Source organism: Bacteroides fluxus YIT 12057, assembly GCF_000195635.1.
Taxonomy (GTDB): Bacteria; Bacteroidota; Bacteroidia; order Bacteroidales; family Bacteroidaceae; genus Bacteroides; species Bacteroides fluxus.
The window spans coordinates 51,151-71,422 of the sequence record NZ_GL882623.1 but is presented as its reverse complement, the minus strand read 5'-3'; the positions used below and the strand labels follow the sequence as shown (position 1 = coordinate 71,422).

General features: G+C 47.8%; 14 protein-coding genes and 1 pseudogene. 8 read left to right on the top strand and 7 right to left on the bottom strand.

Annotation, left to right across the window (positions count from 1 at the left end):
• Positions 1 to 3: 3 nt before the first annotated feature.
• The 3 genes and pseudogenes from HMPREF9446_RS06130 to lpdA form a co-directional block, all read right to left on the bottom strand.
• Complete coding sequence (locus HMPREF9446_RS06130) at positions 4 to 1,281, bottom strand: dihydrolipoamide acetyltransferase family protein (RefSeq protein ID WP_009124600.1); 1,278 nt, start codon at positions 1,279 to 1,281, stop codon at positions 4 to 6.
• Position 1,282: 1 nt separating this feature from the next.
• On the bottom strand, positions 1,283 to 2,035 hold the full coding sequence (locus HMPREF9446_RS06125; RefSeq protein WP_009124599.1) for a lipoate--protein ligase family protein: 753 nt from the start codon (positions 2,033 to 2,035) through the stop codon (positions 1,283 to 1,285).
• Positions 2,035 to 3,383 (bottom strand): annotated as a pseudogene (lpdA, locus tag HMPREF9446_RS06120) (dihydrolipoyl dehydrogenase). Before lpdA ends, HMPREF9446_RS06125 begins: the two are co-directional and overlap by 1 nt.
• A gap of 137 nt (positions 3,384 to 3,520) precedes the next feature.
• Between lpdA and HMPREF9446_RS06115 the strand changes: the two are divergent.
• On the top strand, positions 3,521 to 4,081 hold the full coding sequence (locus HMPREF9446_RS06115) for a response regulator transcription factor (RefSeq protein WP_009124597.1): 561 nt from the start codon (positions 3,521 to 3,523) through the stop codon (positions 4,079 to 4,081).
• On the opposite strand, the gene HMPREF9446_RS06110 is transcribed toward HMPREF9446_RS06115, so the two are convergent.
• On the bottom strand, positions 4,078 to 6,459 hold the full coding sequence (locus HMPREF9446_RS06110) for a TonB-dependent receptor (RefSeq protein ID WP_009124596.1): 2,382 nt from the start codon (positions 6,457 to 6,459) through the stop codon (positions 4,078 to 4,080). The two genes, HMPREF9446_RS06115 and HMPREF9446_RS06110, sit on opposite strands and share 4 nt — an antisense overlap.
• Before the next feature lie 382 nt (positions 6,460 to 6,841).
• On the opposite strand from HMPREF9446_RS06110, the gene HMPREF9446_RS06105 reads away from it, so the two are divergent.
• From HMPREF9446_RS06105 to HMPREF9446_RS06075, 7 genes are all read left to right on the top strand, one after another.
• Complete coding sequence (locus HMPREF9446_RS06105; RefSeq protein ID WP_009124594.1) at positions 6,842 to 7,768, top strand: tyrosine-type recombinase/integrase; 927 nt, start codon at positions 6,842 to 6,844, stop codon at positions 7,766 to 7,768.
• Between the two features lie 460 nt (positions 7,769 to 8,228).
• Positions 8,229 to 9,404, top strand: a complete 1,176-nt coding sequence (locus HMPREF9446_RS17855) for a DUF3575 domain-containing protein (protein ID WP_009124592.1) — start codon at positions 8,229 to 8,231, stop codon at positions 9,402 to 9,404.
• A 32-nt stretch (positions 9,405 to 9,436) separates the two neighbouring features.
• Positions 9,437 to 10,441 (top strand): DUF5119 domain-containing protein, encoded by a 1,005-nt coding sequence (locus tag HMPREF9446_RS06095; protein WP_172634241.1) that lies wholly within the window; start codon positions 9,437 to 9,439, stop codon positions 10,439 to 10,441.
• A gap of 52 nt (positions 10,442 to 10,493) precedes the next feature.
• Complete coding sequence (locus HMPREF9446_RS06090; RefSeq protein ID WP_009124590.1) at positions 10,494 to 11,447, top strand: fimbrillin family protein; 954 nt, start codon at positions 10,494 to 10,496, stop codon at positions 11,445 to 11,447.
• Between the two features lie 245 nt (positions 11,448 to 11,692).
• Positions 11,693 to 12,631: a fimbrillin family protein gene (locus HMPREF9446_RS06085; protein ID WP_009124588.1), complete on the top strand. Its 939-nt coding sequence runs from the start codon at positions 11,693 to 11,695 to the stop codon at positions 12,629 to 12,631.
• 41 nt (positions 12,632 to 12,672) lie between these two features.
• Positions 12,673 to 13,833 carry a fimbrillin family protein gene (locus HMPREF9446_RS06080; protein WP_148345749.1) on the top strand — a complete coding sequence of 387 codons (1,161 nt, stop codon included), beginning with the start codon at positions 12,673 to 12,675 and terminating at the stop codon, positions 13,831 to 13,833.
• Between the two features lie 92 nt (positions 13,834 to 13,925).
• Positions 13,926 to 16,235, top strand: a complete 2,310-nt coding sequence (locus HMPREF9446_RS06075) for a fimbrial protein (RefSeq protein ID WP_009124586.1) — start codon at positions 13,926 to 13,928, stop codon at positions 16,233 to 16,235.
• Between the two features lie 178 nt (positions 16,236 to 16,413).
• Here HMPREF9446_RS06075 and HMPREF9446_RS06070 read toward each other — a convergent pair whose 3' ends face one another.
• Genes HMPREF9446_RS06070 through metA form a run of 3 tightly spaced genes read right to left on the bottom strand, consistent with a single transcriptional unit; the run spans position 16,414 to position 20,266 of the window.
• On the bottom strand, positions 16,414 to 17,391 hold the full coding sequence (locus HMPREF9446_RS06070; RefSeq protein WP_410510776.1) for a hypothetical protein: 978 nt from the start codon (positions 17,389 to 17,391) through the stop codon (positions 16,414 to 16,416).
• Positions 17,392 to 17,422: 31 nt separating this feature from the next.
• Positions 17,423 to 19,321 carry a peptidase U32 family protein gene (locus HMPREF9446_RS06065; RefSeq protein WP_009124584.1) on the bottom strand — a complete coding sequence of 633 codons (1,899 nt, stop codon included), beginning with the start codon at positions 19,319 to 19,321 and terminating at the stop codon, positions 17,423 to 17,425.
• A 27-nt stretch (positions 19,322 to 19,348) separates the two neighbouring features.
• Positions 19,349 to 20,266: a homoserine O-acetyltransferase MetA gene (gene metA / locus HMPREF9446_RS06060; RefSeq protein ID WP_009124583.1), complete on the bottom strand. Its 918-nt coding sequence runs from the start codon at positions 20,264 to 20,266 to the stop codon at positions 19,349 to 19,351.
• Positions 20,267 to 20,272: the final 6 nt, after the last annotated feature.

The window sequence follows — 20,272 nt, the reverse complement described above, 5'->3', positions numbered from 1 at the left end:
AATTTATTCATTCCAGTTTTCCAGATAATTCTTGATGAAGTAGAGGAAATTACCTCCGAGTGAACCGTCCACCACCCTATGGTCATACGACAGGGACAGATACATTTTATGACGAATGGCAATCACGTCTCCTTCAGGCGTCTCGATTACGGCCGGTTTCTTTTCGATTACTCCTACACCCAGAATGGCTACCTGCGGCTGGTTGATGATAGGTGTACCGAACAAGGACTTGAACGTACCGAAATTAGTTATCGTGAAAGTCCCGCCGGAAATATCATCGGGCATCAACTTGTTGGCACGGGCTTTGGCGGCCAAAGAATCAATGGCAATGGCAAGCCCACTCATATTCAGCCGGTCAGCATCATGCACAACAGGAACAATCAGATTACCGTCATTCTGCGACACGGCTATACCGACATTGATCTGTTTTTTATACAGGATGTTATAGCCCTCAACAGAAACATTCACTTGCGGATAAGCTACCAGAGCTTTGGCGGTAGCCTCGGTAATGGCAGGCATATAAGTAAGCTTCACACCTTCACGCTTGAGGAATGCCTCCTTGTTCCTTTCACGCCATTTCACGAGCCTGGTCATATCTACCTCCACTAAAGTGGTGACATGGGGGGAAGTGTGTTTCGACATCACCATGTGGTCGGCTATCATCTTGCGTACACGGTCCATTTCCTTCACCTCGACAGACGGATCGCTGGAAACGGGTGAAACAGGAGATGCCACGCCGGCAGGTTGAGACTGCGGAACAGGCTGTGGCCCGGGCATACCGGCTGCAATAGGCTGTGAGGAAGTGCCGGTAGCGGAAGCTACAGTGCCCTTCTGCTTCCGGACAATATAATCCTTGATGTCTTTTTTGCTCAAGCGCCCCCGGTATCCGGTTCCCGGAATAGCATCCAGTTCTTCCTGCCGGATATGCGCTTCACGTGCCAGTTGGAGAACCACGGGTGAATACCACCGTTCATCATCGGACTTCACCGCTTTTGCCGGGGGAAGTTCCCGGGCAGGAGCAGCAGATACGGCATCTTCCCCGCCCATATCTACAACGGCAACCACTGTACCTACAGCTACGGTATCGCCTTCCTTAAAGAGAATCTCCATTACCTTACCGGCCACCGGAGAAGGTATCTCCGCACTAACCTTAGCCGTATTTACCTCAAACAGCACATCATCTTCCTTTACGATGTCTCCTACTTGTACGGACCAGGACATAATGGTCCCTTCAGTTATACTTTCGCCCAATTTGGGCATCTTAATTTCAAATTTTGACATATCAGTTAAGTTTCAGGTTATCATTCTTATTATAAATCCAGTCTTCACTGGCATATTTTTCCCGTCTCAGCCGTTCTATCACCTTCAAGTCTTCTTGGGTAAAGCGGGATATCGAGTTCCTGTCGTCTTCCAAGAAATAATGAAAAAGAAGACGGATGAAACGTCTGACGGACAGGGGAACGGCAAGATAATCGCGGATATTCGCCACCTCACTCCTGACCGAAGGCACCGCACGTACCGTAGCGGAACCGGGCAACAGGCTTTCCACCTCCTGTCCCCCCGACAACGCGGCATTCAGTGCATCCAAGTCGGTAGAATAAAGTAACGTGCAATGATACATCACCCGGTTCCTGTGGATGCACTGCGCACTCCCCGACACCTTGCGGCCATCTACATAAATCCCCATCCGCTTGTCCGAATAGGCAGTGACTCCTGTCTTTTCCAGAAAGTCGATGGTCTGTTGCAAATAATATTCAAAGTCCGGCCGGTCCACAGTCTCAATAAAACTGAGATTGATATTCCCCCCATCATGATAGACAGCACCTCCGCCCGAGAAACGGCGTGCCAACGCAATGCCCTGCCGGCCGGTAAAGCCTTCATCTACCTCCGCCTGCACATTCTGGTGCTTTCCCATTACCACACAAGGCTCCGACTGCCAAAGCATGAAGTAGTTGTCCCGCTTCTGCTTCAAAAGATATTCTTCTGCCGCCAGATTCCAATAAACATCCGTGCAGCGGTTATCAATGCACAACATCAGGAAAAGAGCGCTTCATGGAAAATTTCACCGGCCGTAGGATGCGGGAATACACTTTTCTGGAATTCCTCCACGGTATATCCGCGCTGTATGGCAATACCCCAATCACGATAATCTCAGAGGCCGGATTGCCCAGTATATGGCAGCCCACAATCCGGTCATCATCATCCATAATCAGTTTGCAAAGCCCGTTCACTCCTTCATTTTCTGCCACAAAACGTCCGGAGTACACCATAGGCAACTTCTGCACATGATAGCCGGTTCCGGCAGCCTTCAGTTCCTCTTCGGTCTTCCCTACTCCGGCCACTTCCGGATTGGTATATACCACACCCGGAATGCAATCGTAATCCATCAGATCTTCCACACCCAGAATGTGGTTGACAGCCACCTCACTTTCACGGATGGCGGTATGTGCCAACATGGAGCGCCCCGTAATATCACCGCAGGCATAGACACGGGGGTGGGAGGTCTGCAGGTGCTCATCCACTTTCACGCCGTTGCGAAGCAGCTCGATATTCAGTTTATCCAGCCCTACCCTGCCGAGACTGGCTTTCCTGCCCACACAGACCAGCACTTTGTCGGCCTCGACAAGTGACGTTTTTCCATCTTTCCCAATGGTTACGCCCTCTTTACCTACGGCTGTCACCTTGGTATCCAGATAGAAATCAATCCCCCGTTTCCGGTACTCGGTGCGTAGCAGTCCGGCGGTTTCCTTATCCATTGCTCCCAGAATCTCGGGCATCATCTCAACAACGCTCACCCTTACTCCCATACTGTTGAAAAAAGAAGCGAACTCCATACCGATGACACCGCCGCCGATGATGGCAAGGGAACGGGGCAGTACAGTGCTTTCCAACGCTTCCCTGGAAGTCCAGTAATCCACCTCCGCCAAACCGGGAATAGGAGGAATCACCGTATCGGAACCGGTACACACCAGCAGATAGGTCGCCTCATACATTTCTCCACCCGCCGAAATCCGGAACAAGCCATTTTCTTCACCTACAATAAGGGCCTCCTGTTCCACAATGGCAGCACCGTAGGAACTGACCGTCATCTTTACCCCTCCGGTAAGTTTCTTCACAATTTTATTTTTGCGGCCAATAATCTTTTCCATATCGAAAGCAGCGGCATCGGGTACGGAGATTCCATATTTTGAGGCAGTTTTCAGATTGTCCCATAATTTGGCAGAGTACAACAACGTCTTGGCAGGAATACATCCCTCGTTCAGGCAGACTCCCCCGATTGCCTTCTTCTCAAACAAGACGGTTTGCAAACCGCCTGCAGCCGCACGTTCGGCAGCCGTATATCCGGCGGGTCCCCCGCCGATGATGGCAATATCATATCTCATAACGTTAAGGTTTTAAGTCAGTTATTACCTTATAACAAAAAAAGGAGGAACAGAGTTCTGTCTTCTCTACGCAGAATTTGCCTATTTCTATTGTATAATCATTAATCATCCGTATTTTTGCAGAAACATTTGAGAATATGGCTCCTGAAATAGCAATCGTCAACTCCAATACTTTATCATGCCTCGGTCTTCAGAATCTGCTGAAAGAAATTATCCCCATGGCTACCATCCGCACTTTCCACTCTTTTGCGGAACTGATGGATGATACCCCCGACATGTATGCCCACTATTTCATCTCTTCTCAAATCTATTTTGAACATACGGCTTTCTTTTTGGACAGGAAACCCAAAACCATCGTGCTGGCAAACGGCAACAACCAGCCGCAACTTTCAGGAGTACCTACCCTGGACATCTACCAAGATGAAAAAAGTCTGATAAAAAACATACTGCAGCTACACCAATACGGACATCAGCACGGACATCCCGGAGAGCACGAGCTGTCGGCACGCGAAATAGAAGTATTGGTACTTATTACGAAAGGACTTATAAACAAAGAGATAGCGGATAAGCTGAATATCAGCTTAACCACTGTCATCTCCCACCGCAAAAACATTACGGAGAAGTTGGGAATCAAGTCAGTATCCGGGCTGACTATTTATGCGGTGATGCACGGATATGTGGAGGCAGATAGGATCTAGAATCTACAGCGCAACTCTATGCCCGCCTGAACCGGACGGCCTTTCTGCATGAAACCATTGCCCATACTCTCGAAATAGAAAGCCGCGTAGTCCTTATCCAAGACATTGCGTACCCAGAAATCAATCTGCCCGTTTCCTTTCTGAAAGCTGACGCGGCCATTCAGAGTCCCATAAAAAGCTTGGCTGACAGTATTTTCTTCTGTCCAATAGATGCGTCCTGCACCGGTATAATTGGCATTCAACTGAATACGGTCCAGCCAATGTCCCGGATGGATGCGGAAAATGTATTGTCCACCTACATTCAGCGTATGTTTAGGTACGAAAGGCACGTAATTACCCTTATAATTTAGTTGATCGCTGGTGGCATAATCCTTGAAGACAGCATATGTATAGCCGTAACAAGCGTTTAAAGTCAAGTCATCGGTAAGCGCGGCCCGCAGGCTTGCTTCCGCGCCATAGCTACGGCTCTTTCCGGCATTGACCGTGACACGCCCCAAGCCACTTTCCGCAAATTTGGATATCTGCTGGTCACGGGTATCCATGTAGAAAGCGGAAACATCGGCCAGCAAACGTCCTTCCCAAAATGTGAGGTGCGTACCGATTTCATAGTTCCAAGTATATTCGGGTCTATAACGGGTGGCTTCACTTACCTCGGGAAGCTCTCCTTTCATCTTTTTAATCATGCCGGCCATACTGCTGAATTTGGGGTCGGCGGCAATGGCGTCCATCATGGAATTGCGCAACACACCGGTTATCAGATCAGAAAACATCTGTATGTTATATCCCCCCGAACGGTAGCCGCGTGCCGCAGTGGCATAAACATTATTTCCCTTCTTCCACTCGTACTGCAGGGCAAACTTAGGCAGCAATTGCACATAATCCGCTGATTCTTTGCCTATATAGGCGGCATTGCCTTCCAGTCCCGTACTTACGATAGGACGAGGAGCAGTGGCCATCTTCAAAGAGAAGTCAAAATTCGTAGGGTCGGCAACCGAATTGTAGTCCATCCATATCTTCTCATAATCCAGTCGCAAGCCCACAGTGGCCGAAAGTCCTTTTACGAACAAATCATTGAACGTGGATTGATGGAAGAGGGCACCGCTAAGTGTAGGAGTATCAAAACTGCCCCCCACACGCAAGCTCTCATTGTTAATATCCAGATGCATTTGCGGAATCATCGGACTTTTATCCGCCAACGCATCAAAGACGTTATTCACATTTCCCTCCATCACTTGGTTGATGCCTTCTTTATGGAACACTACCGGTCCGTCCGTGTGCAACCACTGGTAGAAGCCGAAAGCCCCGGATGTCCACTGCCAGCGGCGGTTGGGCCTTGATTTGAGAATGACCTCCTCGGAAACGGTATTCATCTTCTGTTTCTGCTCGATATTGAAGATGTCGGCAGGCGTAAAGTCCTGGTCCATAAACATGCGGTCTTTCAAGAACTGATAACCTGTAACGGCACTCAACGTGAAGTCCCTCGCCTGATATTCCAGATTCAGTCCGGCATTCATCAAGTTCCGGTAATAGCTGCTTGCTTCATTATTGGAGATTTTACCGACAAACGGCCTCAACTGTTCATCTTGCTTGTCCGGATTCAGATTGCCCATATAAAAATAAGGGTACCCTCCCTGGTCACTGTATTCATAACTGAGGCTTAAATCCACCTTCCAGTTCTCCGAAGGCAGATAGATGCCCCGGAAGCGTCCGCCTGCAGACTGCCCTTTATCGGCTTTCTCATTATTTCGGGCTGCATTGCGGAAGAATCCTCCCTGATAATCATAGAATCCTCCGGTAGAGAAAGCAAAGCGCTCGGATATGCGGTGATAATGGGTCAGAGAGGTATTATAGGCATTGTGCGTGCCGGCTCCCATGCGGAAATCCGTACCCTGGTAAGTAAAAGGAGACTTAGTGTGTATCTTGACCAGTCCTCCCATTGCATTACGCCCGTATAAAGTACCCTGTGGCCCACGCAACACGTCAATACGCTCCACGTCCGAATAGTTGAAATCAAAAGCGGACTTGTCGATATAAGGAATGTTGTCCACATAAAGTCCCACGGAAGGGGTATTGATCCGCGAACCTATACCGCGGATATATACAGCGGAAGTGAGCCGCGAACCATAGTCGGGGATAAACATGTTAGGGACAAGGGACGTAAGGTTCTTGATGGAATTCACCTGTGCGGCTTGCATATCCTGTTGGGAAAGCAAGGTAACGGCTGCAGGCTGTTCACGCAGTTTCCTGTTCTCCTTAGGAGCCGCAATGACAAGCACTTCTTCTATATCCACCACTTTAAGGGTATCGGCCTCCTCCGCCAGAATGTTCCCGGCTGTCAGCAAAGAGACGGTTAAAGCAAAAATTTTATATTTGTTCATATAGCTGGTTTTATTTCGCTTGCAAAGTAACGGGAATCGCACGGTTCCGGCAATCCTCATTTATTAGGAAATTCAGCAATGGGCACACGTGAATCGAGCTGTCCCTACAGATCAGGACAAAAGCAGACAGAGCGTCAAACTCCCCCGCATCTATTCACCGATAAAACTGTGCCACGCCTTTGGCACAACTGTGCCAGTGCGGTGGCACAAGTGTGCCAACGGTGTGGCAAAAAACGGCAAAAAACACCGGTTTCCTCTCCGTGCAGGAAGAGGCGGCTGTTGTGCTAAATTTTGTAATTTCCCGTTCTTTTTAACACAATTCCCCACTGAACCTTTTCCCTTATTACCTATTTATACGACATACTTCTAAAACCCAAGTCGTATGGATAATCAAACAAACTTTCTGGCCTACATGGCTTCCGTCGTCTCCCGTCTGGAGGGAGAACGGCGTCACGGTACCGCACACGTGTACCGGAGTACTTTAAAACGTATCATGGAATTTGAGGGGCGGACTTCCCTTGCTTTTGGCAAGGTGACTCCCCTATGGCTCAAGGCCTTTCAGAACTACCTGACGGGCAGACAACTCAGCTGGAACACGATTTCCACTTACATGCGCATGCTCAGGGCCGTCTATTCACGGGCGGTAGATGACGGACTCGCCTCTTGGCAGCCACGCCTCTTCAAAGGGGTATATACCGGAACGAGAGTTACGGTAAAGCGTGCGGTAGATGAGGAGACCTTCCGCAAACTGGAAGTCCCCGTAGAGCCTTCGGAACCTCTGGAACGCACCCGCCTGCTCTTTCTCCTGCTCTTCATGCTCCGCGGAATACCCTTCGTGGATATCGCCTACATGCGACGCTGCGACCTCAGAGGCGACACTCTGACCTATCGCCGCCGCAAGACCGGGGCATGGCTCACCGTAAAGGTGGAACCCGAAGCAATGGACATCATCAGGCGCCTGCAAAGCCGGGACGAAGGCTCACCCTACCTCTTTCCCTTCATCAGCTGTCCGGGACACGGGGAGTACCGTCAGTACAGCAATGCCCTGCGCCGCTTCAACCACCGGCTGAAGGAACTGGCTCTACACATGGGCATCGAGGCGCTGAGCAGCTACAGTGCGCGGCACAGCTGGGCAACCATCGCCAACTACCGGAACTACCAGCCGGAACTCATCAGCAATGCCATGGGACACTCCTCCGTAAAAGTAACCGAAACTTACTTCAAAAAGCACACAGATGAGAGAATCGATGAAATGAACAGGGGAATAATATCATATGTATTCACAATACAAAGCAGGATAACACACTGATTATGAATTACACAAAAGAAAAAGCAACCGTTCCAGAACCACCGTCGGAACACCCGTTACTTTGTAGGTAACGGAACGTCTGTATCCGTCGCAAATATCAACAGAAAATTTGGAAAGAACAAGAAAAAATACCTTTTTTTTATAAAAAAAGAAACAAATATTTCTTTCACATCGCGTATATATGTATATAACTCAAATCCAGCGCATTGCTCTTCGGGAAAGCATGCAATGCCTGTCCCTCCGTGTTATATTAAATTAACACAGAAGAAATACCCGTGCCCTCCCTTCTCTCCCGACAGGAAAGGGCAGTTCTTGTATATGCCTGCAGAAAGTGAGCCCGCTGCACTCCTTCATGCCCTTCCGTTCCCGTCCCCCGTTACCTACAAAGTAACGGAAATGTTAATCTCCGACCGGAAAACAAAAAAAGATACATGCAGTATATAAACCAATTTAATACACTATGATGCGACAACTTAAAAAAGCCTGTCTAATGGCCATTCTGACATTCTTTCCACTTGCCATGCAGGCAGAAGTAGTCAGTACACATGCCGATCCGTTGCAGCAGGACACAACCATCCTGTTCCGCTTCGTGCCCGGTAACAAAGTTTTCTATTCACCTTATAAAGGAAATGACGAGGCCATCCGACTCGCAGCGGAACTCATCAAACAGCATCGTGCAGAAATAGATTCGGGCAAAGCCTACCTAATGATACGCGGGTTTTGCGGCTCGTTCAACAGTAAAGAAGCCAATCTGGCCGCAGCCAAAGAACGAAGCAACCACGTGAAGTCGTGGTTCATCACCCACTATGGCATGAAAGAAGAAAACTATCGTACCCGCAATTCCACTTATTCTTATAATGGGATAAAAGATATCGTTGCCATCATAGGATTAGAATATGTGGACGGTTACGATCCTTTGGCCGAGCAGCGTGCCGAACAGGCCCGCCGCGACAGTCTGGAACGCCTCCGAGCCGACAGCCTGGCAGCCCTTGAACTGGAACGTGCCGAAGCCCTACGCCGTGAACGGGAGCAAGCCGACAGCCTGGCACGCATCGAAGAAGCACGACGCAAACGCGAAGCCGACAGTTTGGCCATGCTTCCCGAACGCATCTATGTAGAGACTCCCTGGTACATCAAGAGCAACCTCCTGTATGATGCCGTGCTCATGCCTTCACTTGAAGTGGAATACCGTTTCAGCGAACACTGGTCAGCGGCCGTGGAAGGGAACATGGCCTGGTGGCACAACAACGGGAAACATAAATACTATCAGCTGGCCACTATAATACCTGAAGCCCGATATTGGTTCAAGCCTCAAGGAAAACGGCGTGGACACTACCTGGGGCTCTTCGGGGGAGGCGGATGGTATGATCTGGAAAACGGGGGTCGAGGCTACAAGGGTGAAGGAGGCATGGTTGGGCTGAGTTATGGCTATATGTTCCCCATAGGTAAATATTTTGCATTGGAAGCCGGATTGGGTGTAGGCTTCATGACCGCCAAGTACGAAGAATACCTGCCCATCGACGGACACTACGTTTACCAACAAACAGAACGTACCAACTACTTCGGTCCGCTGAAACTGAAATTCGCTTTTGTATGGAACATCGGCCGCTGGATACAGAAAGGAGGTAACAAATGAAAACCTTGATAATGAAGAATAACAAACGTAAGATGAAAAACATACTTCTTCCGGCGCTAATTGTCCTGCTCATGACAGGATGCCGGAAGGATTTGTGCTACAACCACGATGAGCATGGCACTGATATCCGTGCCGATGTAAAAGCAACGTGGGAATGCGAATGGGAACGAAGTGACGACTTCGACTGGGAAATCCACTGGCCGGATTGCAGCTGCGGATATGACGAACTGCGCCCTGAAGTGGCAAACGGCATACGCGCCGTGATTTACGACACCGAAGGAACCGCCTATACCGAACGAAACTTGAAATCCGAAGGAGGTATCCTGCCCATGACCGAGGGCATGCACTCCATCCTATTTTACAATAACGACACGGAATACATCGTTTTTGAAGACCTGCCCTCATCGGCCACGGCAACGGCCACTACCCGGACACGTACCCGGAGCACTTTTGCCAATACCGAAGCGCACGACGGTGAACGTACGGTCAATGAGCCCGACATGCTTTTCGGACACTACATCGAAGAGCACGACGCACAGCGGACAGCCGAACCGACCGCCCTTCCCATCACGATGCACCCACTGGTTTATACCTACATGGTGCGCTACGAATTCAGTCATGGGCTGGAATACGTAGCGTTAGCACGGGGTGGCATGGCAGGTATGGCCGAGAGCGTTTACTTGCAGGACGGGCATACGGGCGAAACAACAGCCACCGTACTTTACGACTGCGTGCTGACCGGATACGGTACAGAGGCACATGTGCAGACGTTCGGAATACCCAACTATCCCGGCGACGGCTATACACGCGCCGATCAGACCTACACGCTGAATTTGGAAGTGTGCCTCAAGAACGGCAAACTGCTGAACTATAACTTCGACATCACCGACCAACTGGAAGACCAGCCCCGGGGAGGAGTCATCACCGTGACCGGTATCGAAGTGTCCGACAAGGACGGCACGGAAGGCGGGTCGGGCTTTAATCCCGATATAGACGGATGGGGAGAGTATGAGGACATACCGATGCCTATTTTATGAGCATACTAATTCTAAAATAATTCTATGTTTCACTTTTAAAAAAGCTACTATTATGAAGAAAAGTTTATTGATGCTTGGCGCAGCCGTAGCTGCTCTGGCAAGTTGTACCAACGAAGAAGTGCTCAATGTAGCACAAAACAAAGCCATCAGCTTTGAGTCTTTTGTCGGAAAGTCCACAAAGGCGATTGGGGACATTGACGAAAACAACCCTCTTTCTGCATTCTATGTATTCGGCGGATATGGTGAGGATAAGAATAGTGTAGATTTCACCAATGTATTCAACAATACTAAAGTAAATGCTGATGGAACAGCAGAAACGATTGAATATTGGAACGACCAATACTACCAATTCGTAGGTTACAGCGATGGAAACCAGAAGTTAGAGAACGCAACTATCAAGAACGGCGTCTTATACATTCCTGCATATACTGTAGGCGAAAAAGATTTGATTGCTTCTAATGTTAAAGACCACGGAACACAAAAAGGTACTGTCAATATGACTTTGAAGCACTTGCTAGCCAAAGTGAAATTCACATTTACAAGTACAATTCCTGTAGGCTACGAAGTGGAAATTAGCAACTTACAATTTGAAGCAGACAAGGATGGAGCTTATACTGGAGCTATCGGAGATGCTACAGGGCAGTGGGAGATAGGTACCCCAAGTGCTGACAAGACTTACTCTTTCAATATAACCAATCCTGTAAAAATCAATGCTACTGGGGATGAAACCGCTGTAAGCGATGAATTTTATGTTATTCCACAAAATCCGTCTCTTACAATTACCTTTACCGGTATATTGAAAGACGACAATGGTACTGAAATCACAAGAAAAGACTTCACATCAACCATGTCTGCTACTTGGATTTCAAACAATGCCTACAATTATACAGCTGAATTGACACAGGAGAAGTTTGATTTAAATGATAACAATATTATTAAATTCGAACCGAATGTGAAGCCGTGGGAAGGCGAAACCATCTCCCCGGTAACACCGGACTTTCAATAATTCTTTTTAGCTTGAAGACCGTATCCCTACAGTCTCTCCATGAACTTGACGATTCAAAGTTAACACACAGGCTGTCGGGGGTTGAATGTCCCCCGACAGCCACTATGGGCAACCATGTTTGAACAACAGCGACAACACCTCCGGCCCGCAGTCATTGCAAACGGAATCAAGGCGGCAAACAAGCCTCCTTTCGCAGGAAACTCAAAATCAAGACAGCAATCGGAAAAACAAAATATAGCAAGAATATGAAAAACTTCTCACCCAAAACAACACTTGCCGCAGCAGCCACTCTGTTGCTGACCGTGGCTTGTACCAACGAGTTGACCGACGGCCCGGACGGAGGGAAAGGACGCATCGCCTTCCATCCCTTGCCCGAAACAAGGACTGTAGTGGAAAATGCCGATGGCATGGCTGGCGGATTCAACGTATGGGGATGGTACGTCAAGGACGGTGAAACTGCCCGCCACAACGTATTCAATCAAGCCACCGTAATGAAAAACGGTGACAGCTGGGCTTGTAGTGACACGAGATATTGGATTCCCAATACCACGTATAACTTCTATGGCGTATTTCCTGCCGATATGGGTACCTGCACCGAAAACGGCACACTGACTGTAGCCGACTTTGACGCGACACAGGGACATGACCTGATGACCGCCACATCCGCCCCAATGGACGGTGACCAGCTTGCAAGTGTTGTAATGCCTTTCCGCCACGAGCTAAGCAAAGTAGCCGTACGTGTAGCTACCGATCCGGGTATAACCGCAACCGTCTATTCTGCCAAACTCTACGGCATGGACACACAAGGGACTTTGATACGCAGCACTTCCGGTGTTTCCTGGACGGATATTGATGACGACGATAAAAGCACCGTAGATACTCCCTCATTCACTTTTGACGATGAAATTGAGATAAACGCTTCAACACCGCAGGACTTATTTAAAGGCCTGTTGCTTATTCCGCAAAACGTTCAGGGACTAAAGTTGGAACTGAGTTTTACCCGTGGCAGTGACCGGCAAACAGTTCAAGTTCCTTTGGACACTTCCATCACCCGATGGACGGCAGGAGAAGCCTACCGTTACGTGCTTACCATTGAAGCGGATGCCATCACCTTCAAAGGTATCACTGTGGACGGATGGGATGAAGCCCATACAGGCGGTGATGTGAACATTGAAGACAGGTGATTGATGACCATAAGAAAGAATATACAAGTAATATACCGATTATGAAAAGACAACTGATACGTATCTCCGCCCTGGCCGCTTTGCTGGCTGCCGGCTGCCAACAAGAAGAATTGCCCGGAGGAAACGGATATTCCAGCGAGGCCATTGTTTTTACCTCTCCTTATACAACCACCAAATCGCCCAACATGCGCTACGGTTCTTTCGAAAAAGGCGACAAGGTGGGCGTATTAGGCTATGGACCGGCCTGGAACGGCGGAAACAACTATGAGGAATCGGACTGGAACACCAAAAAAATGTTTGCCACTCCCGACGTGTTTTATAACCAACTGCTGGAATATGCCGGTGACGGATTGTGGAATTACAATTGGACCGGCACCGGAAACCAAGGAGGTTTGCAACCTTGGGCAGATAATGAAAATATGAAATACGCTTTCTTTGCCTATTATCCTTATGCGGAAGTCACTCCTTCAGATAATAAGACCAATAAGGGAGAAATAGAAGGCGGAAAGGGTACCATCACCCTGTCAAACCAACAACAGACCGGTGATCCTATAATCACTTATACATTGCCTTTCTCTGCGGGAGGAAAAGAAACCACTGACCGCGATTGGAAAGATGTGCCCGACTTGATGCTGAGCTATGTCATTGACCATACCAAAAACAACGGGCCGGTCAGCCTCAATTTCCGCCACTTGTTCTGCGCTTTCGAGTTCGAAGTAAACAATTACAATGAGACACCAGTCACAATCAGCAGCTTAAGTTTTAACGGGGAGCATTTTTATCGCAGTGTAAGCCTGGCCGGGCAGAACCAAGATTACGAAATAGGCACTGACTACTACAGCGGACAATTCAACATTGTTACCGCCAACGATCAAGTGCAGTGTGATGCCGCTAAAAAAGATGCTAATGGCAACGTGACTCCTACTACCAAGAAAATCATTGTTACCAATACCAATGATCCGGTAGATGTATTACTCATTCCAGATGCAAACGGTAAAATCACCCAACAGGGTAAAATCACCGTTAGAATCAGCATAAACAATGCCAATGCAAAAACCCAAGATTTGGATTCCGGTATCAGTTTTCAACCCGGCATGCGCAGCATATTCAGTATCAACATTGTGGGCAACGACTTTATCGTACAAATGCGTAGTGACGGTGCTTGGGAAGACGGAGGAGATAGTGACGTTAATTTTGACTGAACAACAATCCGACAGATGTATAACCGAGATTGTGCAGAAAAGCGCAATAATAATTGCAACTCATTTTAATACAACCTCTTCAAAAAATAACTATGAACTGGAAAGGAATAACATTGGGTCTCGCCGCCCTGTTGGCGACCTCCTGTACCAACGAACTGGATGAATCGTCCATAGACAGCAGCCTGCGCGAAGGCGAAATAGCGCTGCAATGGCTACCCGCCAATATGGGAATACACAAAGTGCAAACCAAGGGTACTGATCCTAAAACTGCTGCAGAACAGAAAATATACAATGCACATGTATTTATCTTTCAAGACAACGGCAATTACCTGGAAGCCAAAGAGAATGATGCTTTCCAAGGTTACCGGTATATAGAGAACGGATCCAACTTGGTGTTACAAAGTGGCATGTTTGGCGAGGGGGCGGACAAAGCTACTATCTATGTGCTGGCCAATATGCCACGTGACATTTTCAAGGACAGCGATAACAATGGACGCCCGGATGAAATAACAAAGTTGTCTGATTTTGATAACTTCGTGTTCAACCTACCCGAATTCACTGTCACGCTTCCCGCCACCGGCCTGCCCATGGTGGGACAGCTCAGCAATCAGAACCTGACATCGAAAGCCACTGAAAAGATTATCCTTATGCAGCTGAAGTCACTCATGGCACGCATTGACTTGAATTTTACAATGAATCCCCGACAGGAATCGGAAGATGCCCAATTCCCGTCGTTGCGGATTGACAATGTAAAGATATCCTCGTTCCCCAACGGAAGTGCTGTCGTACCGCAATTAGATAAGGCCGGTACTGAAGAAACCAACGATATGAATGGAAAAATCCAATTGAAAGGAAAACGAGACAACGAATTAGAGGTGGAAGTCGATGAATTCACCGGCCGCATCATCCGCAAGGGAGCCCCGCAATCGCTGACACTCTATATGTTCGAGCATGCACGACCGAAACCAAGTATGCTATGGCCCGAAAATATCAAAGAGGAAGAAAAGCAACGCTATAAAGCCCAATTAGCCGATGAAACAGCTGCCTACATTGAATTGGAAGGTATCTACACCAACCACAACGGTTATATGTATAAAGTGGCCTACCGCCTCTATCCCGGCGCCAACCCCATCGACGACTTCACCATCAAGGCCAACCGTCAGTATAAGAATAACATCAGTATCAGCGGCATTAGCGTAAATAATGAAGGAACGGAAGCATTACTGGATACTCGCGTAACGATTGATACGGAAGTCAATCCGTACTTCATTGAAATGCTGCGCGAACGTGAACATGATGCTCATTTCAATATCACTCCGATGGATATCTTTATCTATGAGCCCGGCACAGTAACGGTAGAAATTGTGGATCCGGAAAAGACTCCATGGATACGCATGGAACCGATAGGACGTGCGGCAGAGAAAGCCGGGGACGGAAAGCGCGAGTATTTTACAACAGACTTGCTGGAAGAATTGAACGAACAAACAAATAGCAAAAGCTATACGGTAAAAGATGGCATGGATGCCGACAAAACGTACGAAGAACGCATCTACTTCTATGTCGATGAAAACGTACCTGGGGCACCATACAATACAGAAGTGACGAACGGCGCCCCCGTACGCGCTCGTGAAGCCAAGCTGAAAGTCACTTATGAAGGACGGGACAATGGCGTGAAGCATACACGCGAGATACCTATCAGACAAGCAGGACTGAGGCAAGCTATATATTTTGACAAATACAAGAATGGACCAGCTAAGGCCCAACCGTTTTATTTCTATATTGAAGAATACGAAGAATATTTGACACATTACGACGGTAAAAATGAGTATTCTGACACTTACGAAGGATTCAAATGGGGACTTCCAGGTTTGAATAGCGGATTAGGAGTAACCGACGGCAACTATAATCAATACATGAGATGGGGGTGGAAAAATACCATGCAGATTATGGAACGATATCGTACTTCTCCCGGTTGGCCTGGTGAAATGACCTTAAACGATACCCCTAGTGGTGCAGCTGAATATTGTTACAATAAGAATAAACGAAATAAGGAGGGCAAAGTGGTGGAAGCGCGCTGGTATCTGCCTACCATTTCCGAATTGGAATATGCGTTGGAAAAATATTATGGTATATTTAATGTATTTCAAGACAAATGGTATTGGTCATCAAATCCCGGTGCTGCCGGAAATCAGGGAAATGATGGGGAAAATCCCGATTATGCACGGGCAACCCGTATCAAATACGACCCGAATGATGATGAAGCTACAGATGAAGGATTCGTACACTATCAAAGTTCCCCTAATCAAGAAGGACATCAATTGCGCTCTAAAGAATTCCGTATTCGTGCTGCCTACATTTATCAACCGGCAAGTGACGCACCTTCAGTAAAGGTAAATTATTAGTAAAACATATCCGGCAATTCTGCTTTGTGAAAAGTAGGTTTGCCTCAAAAAACAGAAAAAAACAGTCTGTAAAAGCAGGCTTTATTTTCCCCTCTGTCCGGATCGTCTGCGAAGATACAATATCCGGATAGATCTGTTTGTTTGCTAACTATCAACTTCATCCCTGTACAGCGGTCAATTACTCATTAATAGCCCCGCAATGCGGACAAACACCCTTTGCCCGTATCTTCCGCCCACACTGCCCGCAGCAATAACGGGATGCCGCCAACGAAGTCTTCATTTTTTTAAGGAATATCCACAAGAACGCCGCAAGAAAGATATAGCCCACATAAATGGAAGTAGTCAGAATAAAGAAGAAGTAGCAGAAGATGCAACAGGAAGCCAACCCCAATAAATAGAATATCGCAGCTGCCGGAGACAACTGGCGGAACAAGTCATCGAGTACAGCTAGAAGTACAATGATAAACAGCCAAATGCTCATCAGAAACACGGAGAGAATAAACGGTACCTTGAACGGTGACAACGTAGGATTAAAGTAGAAGTGCTGCCACGTATCGGGTACAAACACCTGCATGGACTCATAAACAGTAGCGCTGAACGCCATCAGCAGGCACAGCAACAAAGGGAAAATACTGTCAATGTCATTAAAATAGACCATCCTCAGCTGCTTACGACGGAAGGCCCGGAAAAGCCAGACTGCCACAAACAAGGCAAAGATCATGACAAAATAAGAAGCATGCGTATCACTGAACAAATAAATGAATTGAGAAATACTGTCTGTCGGCACAAAGGCATGCATCATTTCCGACTCCCGCAACCAGCCCTGAATCTCTTGAGAATGCGCCAATTTCACCCATACGCTGTCCACGCTGTCCGTGGGATGAATGGCAAATTCCGCTACCACCACCCGGTCTCCCCGATGAAGCATATTATAGCAATCCTTCACCGGCAGGCAGGCAAGATTCACTGAATCGGCATGCACTTCCAGATTTGTGTTCCAGGTGTAATGCCGCTCATACAAATAAGCAAGTGAATCGCGCGTACTCTCACTCAAGTTTTCGTCTTCCAGATCAGGATGCGGATAATGGCAGGAAACCAAAGAAATGAAGAATGAGGAACAAAGAATGAAAAATAACATCCGCCACCCATTCTTCATTCTTAACTCTTCACTCCCCATGCTTAATTCTTCATTCCTCATTTTTCATTCTTTGTTCTTCATTAAAGAAAGCTCCTTCATCTCCATATACTTTCATTTGACAGTTCTTGCAATCAAAACTCAAACGGAAGCGCTTCCCGTCCGTACCCACCAGATAATAAGGTTCACGATAAAGCGAATGACCTTTCTGGTGAGTAGGACACCAGCCCATACTATAACGCAAACAATGCTTGCAGAACATAAGCACCGCATCGGGTACCGCCTGCTTTTCGTAAGCAGGAGCAACGGAGGACAACCCATGTTCCAAATAAAAACTACGGGCAGCATCATTCATCACATTTCCCAAATAAGTCAAAGCAGTTGCAGGGAAAGCATGTCCGGTAGGTTTCCAAACAGCCAGTTCACGACGATAGGTTACACGACGGGCAACCACCAATTTATCAATAACCTGGCGACGCCAGTCAGCTATTACAGAAGCAGGCAAGAACCAGTTACCGGAAAAACGAATGATAACACCGGATGCCTTGCCTGCCAAAGAGTCACTCACTTCAAAAGGAGTATTGCCCAACCTGGACAATTGGGTACACAGATTCTCTTCCTGCGGCGTACGGGCCATCTCCCTCGGATAAGGGAAAGATAATACAACCCGGTTGTCATCCTCATCCGTGGCCGACAAGGCAAAGCCGAAAGAAGTATCCCACAATTCCCAAACAATGCCAATCTTTCGTTCAGAAGATTTACGGGTAAGAATACGTTCAAACTCCTGGTCAAAATTGCGGTACAGACGGGTACGAGGCCGGATGCGAGGTATCTCCCCTGCCGGATAAAGTTTATTGCCATCCACACGGTTGATGCGGAAACCCTGCAAACGTCCCTGCTCGTCCAAATAGCAAACCCCGTCTCCATTATGGAAAGGTTTTACTCCGGCTACAATCAGATAATTTCCACGTTGCTCCTTCATGGTCCCCATCTCTTCACCCAGAGACTTGGGAGTATCGAATGAAGCAATACCCCGCTCCCGTCCCTGTAAGAAATAATGGGTAAATCCACGGCTGAAACTCTTGTCCAGTTGCGGGCTGAAGTCAAAACGGCAACTACCTGAAGACGCCCGGACATATTCCTTGCGACGGGCAAAGACGGCATCCAACCGCCGACGATAAGCGGCCGTCACATTCTTTACATATGTAACATCTTTCAGACGACCTTCAATTTTCAAAGAAGAGGCCCCTGCGTCAAGCAAATTCTCCAAAACTTCACTCTGGTTGAGATCTTTCAAGGAAAGTAAATACTTGTTACGCATAAGCGTCTTACCATCTGCATCCACCAGATTGAACGGCAGACGACAGAACTGGGCACACTCTCCCCGGTTGGCACTACGTCCGAAACAAGCCTGACTGACATAGCACTGCCCACTGTAGCTGACACAAAGTGCTCCATGTACAAAAACTTCAAGCGGCACTTCAGGACATGCATCATGGATACGGCGTATCTCCTGCAAGGAAAGTTCACGTGCCAGCACCACTTGCCTGAAACCCGCATCTGCCAAGAACCGTACCTTCTCGGGAGTACGGTTATCCATCTGCGTACTGCCATGCAGCGGAATAGGCGGCAAATTCAGACGCGTAATCCCCATATCTTGCACTATCAGGGCATCCACACCGATACGATACAGTTCCCAAATCATCCGCTCTGTCTCCTCCAGCTCCTCTTCTTTCAAAATAGTATTGACCGTCACATAAATACGGGCATTATACAGGTGGGCATGTACCACCAAAGCAGCAATATCTTCCAAAGAATTAACGGCAGCAGCACGTGCACCGAACTTAGGTGCACCGATATACACCGCATCCGCCCCATGGTTGATAGCTTCGATACCACACTCTAAGTTCTTGGCAGGAGCCAACAGTTCTATTTTACGTTGCTTTATCATATTCAGTTCGGGCTTGCAGCCCCTAGTTTATTCTATTTCATTGATATTATATGGTGTCTCCTGATATACAAAATAATTCAGCCAATTGGAGAACAACAGATTGGCATGCGCACGCCAACGCACCAAGACACCTTTCTCCATATCGTCATCTACATAATAATTACGCGGCATTTCAATGGGCAGGCCTTTGCCCAAGTCGCGGCGGTACTCCGTATCCAACGTCAACGGGGAGTATTCGGAATGGCCGGTTACAAAGAACTCACGTCCCCCACGGGCTACCACCAGATGGACGCCGGAATCTTCCGATTCGGAAAGCAAGGTCAGCTCCGGCACTTTCAAGATGTCTTCTTTCCGTACCTCCGTATGCCGACTGTGGGGCACATAAAAAACATCATCGAACCCACGAAAAATGGGATGCAGAGGAAGCAAAGGACGGTGTTCGAAGATACCGAACATCTTGCTGCCCAAAGCATACTTAGGGATGCCATAATGATGATACAGCCCGGCTTGAGCCGCCCAACAAATATAAAGCGTGGAAGTGACATGCGTACGGGCCCAATCAAAAATTTCAGTAATTTCATTCCAATAGGTCACTTCTTCAAAGTCCATCTGCTCTACCGGAGCACCGGTGATGATCATACCATCGTACTTCTCACCGCGCATTTTATCAAAATCCGTATAAAATGCCTTCATGTGCTCTACCGGCGTATTTTTGGAGGTATGACTTTTTATTTTCATGAAAGAAATTTCCACTTGAAGAGGTGTATTGGACAATAAACGGACCAAATCCGTCTCAGTGGTAATCTTCAATGGCATCAGGTTCAATATCACAATACGCAGCGGACGGATATCTTGCCGGGTTGCCCGAGAATTGTCGATGACAAAAATATTTTCTTCTTTCAGCAACTCTATGGCAGGAAGCTTGTCGGGTAAATTTAAAGGCATGAGTTT

What these genes read in the sequence shown, in the direction of transcription:
- HMPREF9446_RS06130 (WP_009124600.1), bottom strand. Translation starts at nt 1,281, where the DNA reads ATGTCAAAATTTGAAATTAAGATGCCCAAATTGGGCGAAAGTATAACT.
- HMPREF9446_RS06125 (WP_009124599.1), bottom strand. Translation starts at nt 2,035, where the DNA reads ATGTTGTGCATTGATAACCGCTGCACGGATGTTTATTGGAATCTGGCG.
- HMPREF9446_RS06115 (WP_009124597.1), top strand. Translation starts at nt 3,521, where the DNA reads ATGGCTCCTGAAATAGCAATCGTCAACTCCAATACTTTATCATGCCTC.
- HMPREF9446_RS06110 (WP_009124596.1), bottom strand. Translation starts at nt 6,459, where the DNA reads ATGAACAAATATAAAATTTTTGCTTTAACCGTCTCTTTGCTGACAGCC.
- HMPREF9446_RS06105 (WP_009124594.1), top strand. Translation starts at nt 6,842, where the DNA reads ATGGATAATCAAACAAACTTTCTGGCCTACATGGCTTCCGTCGTCTCC.
- HMPREF9446_RS17855 (WP_009124592.1), top strand. Translation starts at nt 8,229, where the DNA reads ATGATGCGACAACTTAAAAAAGCCTGTCTAATGGCCATTCTGACATTC.
- HMPREF9446_RS06095 (WP_172634241.1), top strand. Translation starts at nt 9,437, where the DNA reads ATGAAAAACATACTTCTTCCGGCGCTAATTGTCCTGCTCATGACAGGA.
- HMPREF9446_RS06090 (WP_009124590.1), top strand. Translation starts at nt 10,494, where the DNA reads ATGAAGAAAAGTTTATTGATGCTTGGCGCAGCCGTAGCTGCTCTGGCA.
- HMPREF9446_RS06085 (WP_009124588.1), top strand. Translation starts at nt 11,693, where the DNA reads ATGAAAAACTTCTCACCCAAAACAACACTTGCCGCAGCAGCCACTCTG.
- HMPREF9446_RS06080 (WP_148345749.1), top strand. Translation starts at nt 12,673, where the DNA reads ATGAAAAGACAACTGATACGTATCTCCGCCCTGGCCGCTTTGCTGGCT.
- HMPREF9446_RS06075 (WP_009124586.1), top strand. Translation starts at nt 13,926, where the DNA reads ATGAACTGGAAAGGAATAACATTGGGTCTCGCCGCCCTGTTGGCGACC.
- HMPREF9446_RS06070 (WP_410510776.1), bottom strand. Translation starts at nt 17,391, where the DNA reads ATGAAGAATGGGTGGCGGATGTTATTTTTCATTCTTTGTTCCTCATTC.
- HMPREF9446_RS06065 (WP_009124584.1), bottom strand. Translation starts at nt 19,321, where the DNA reads ATGATAAAGCAACGTAAAATAGAACTGTTGGCTCCTGCCAAGAACTTA.
- metA (WP_009124583.1), bottom strand. Translation starts at nt 20,266, where the DNA reads ATGCCTTTAAATTTACCCGACAAGCTTCCTGCCATAGAGTTGCTGAAA.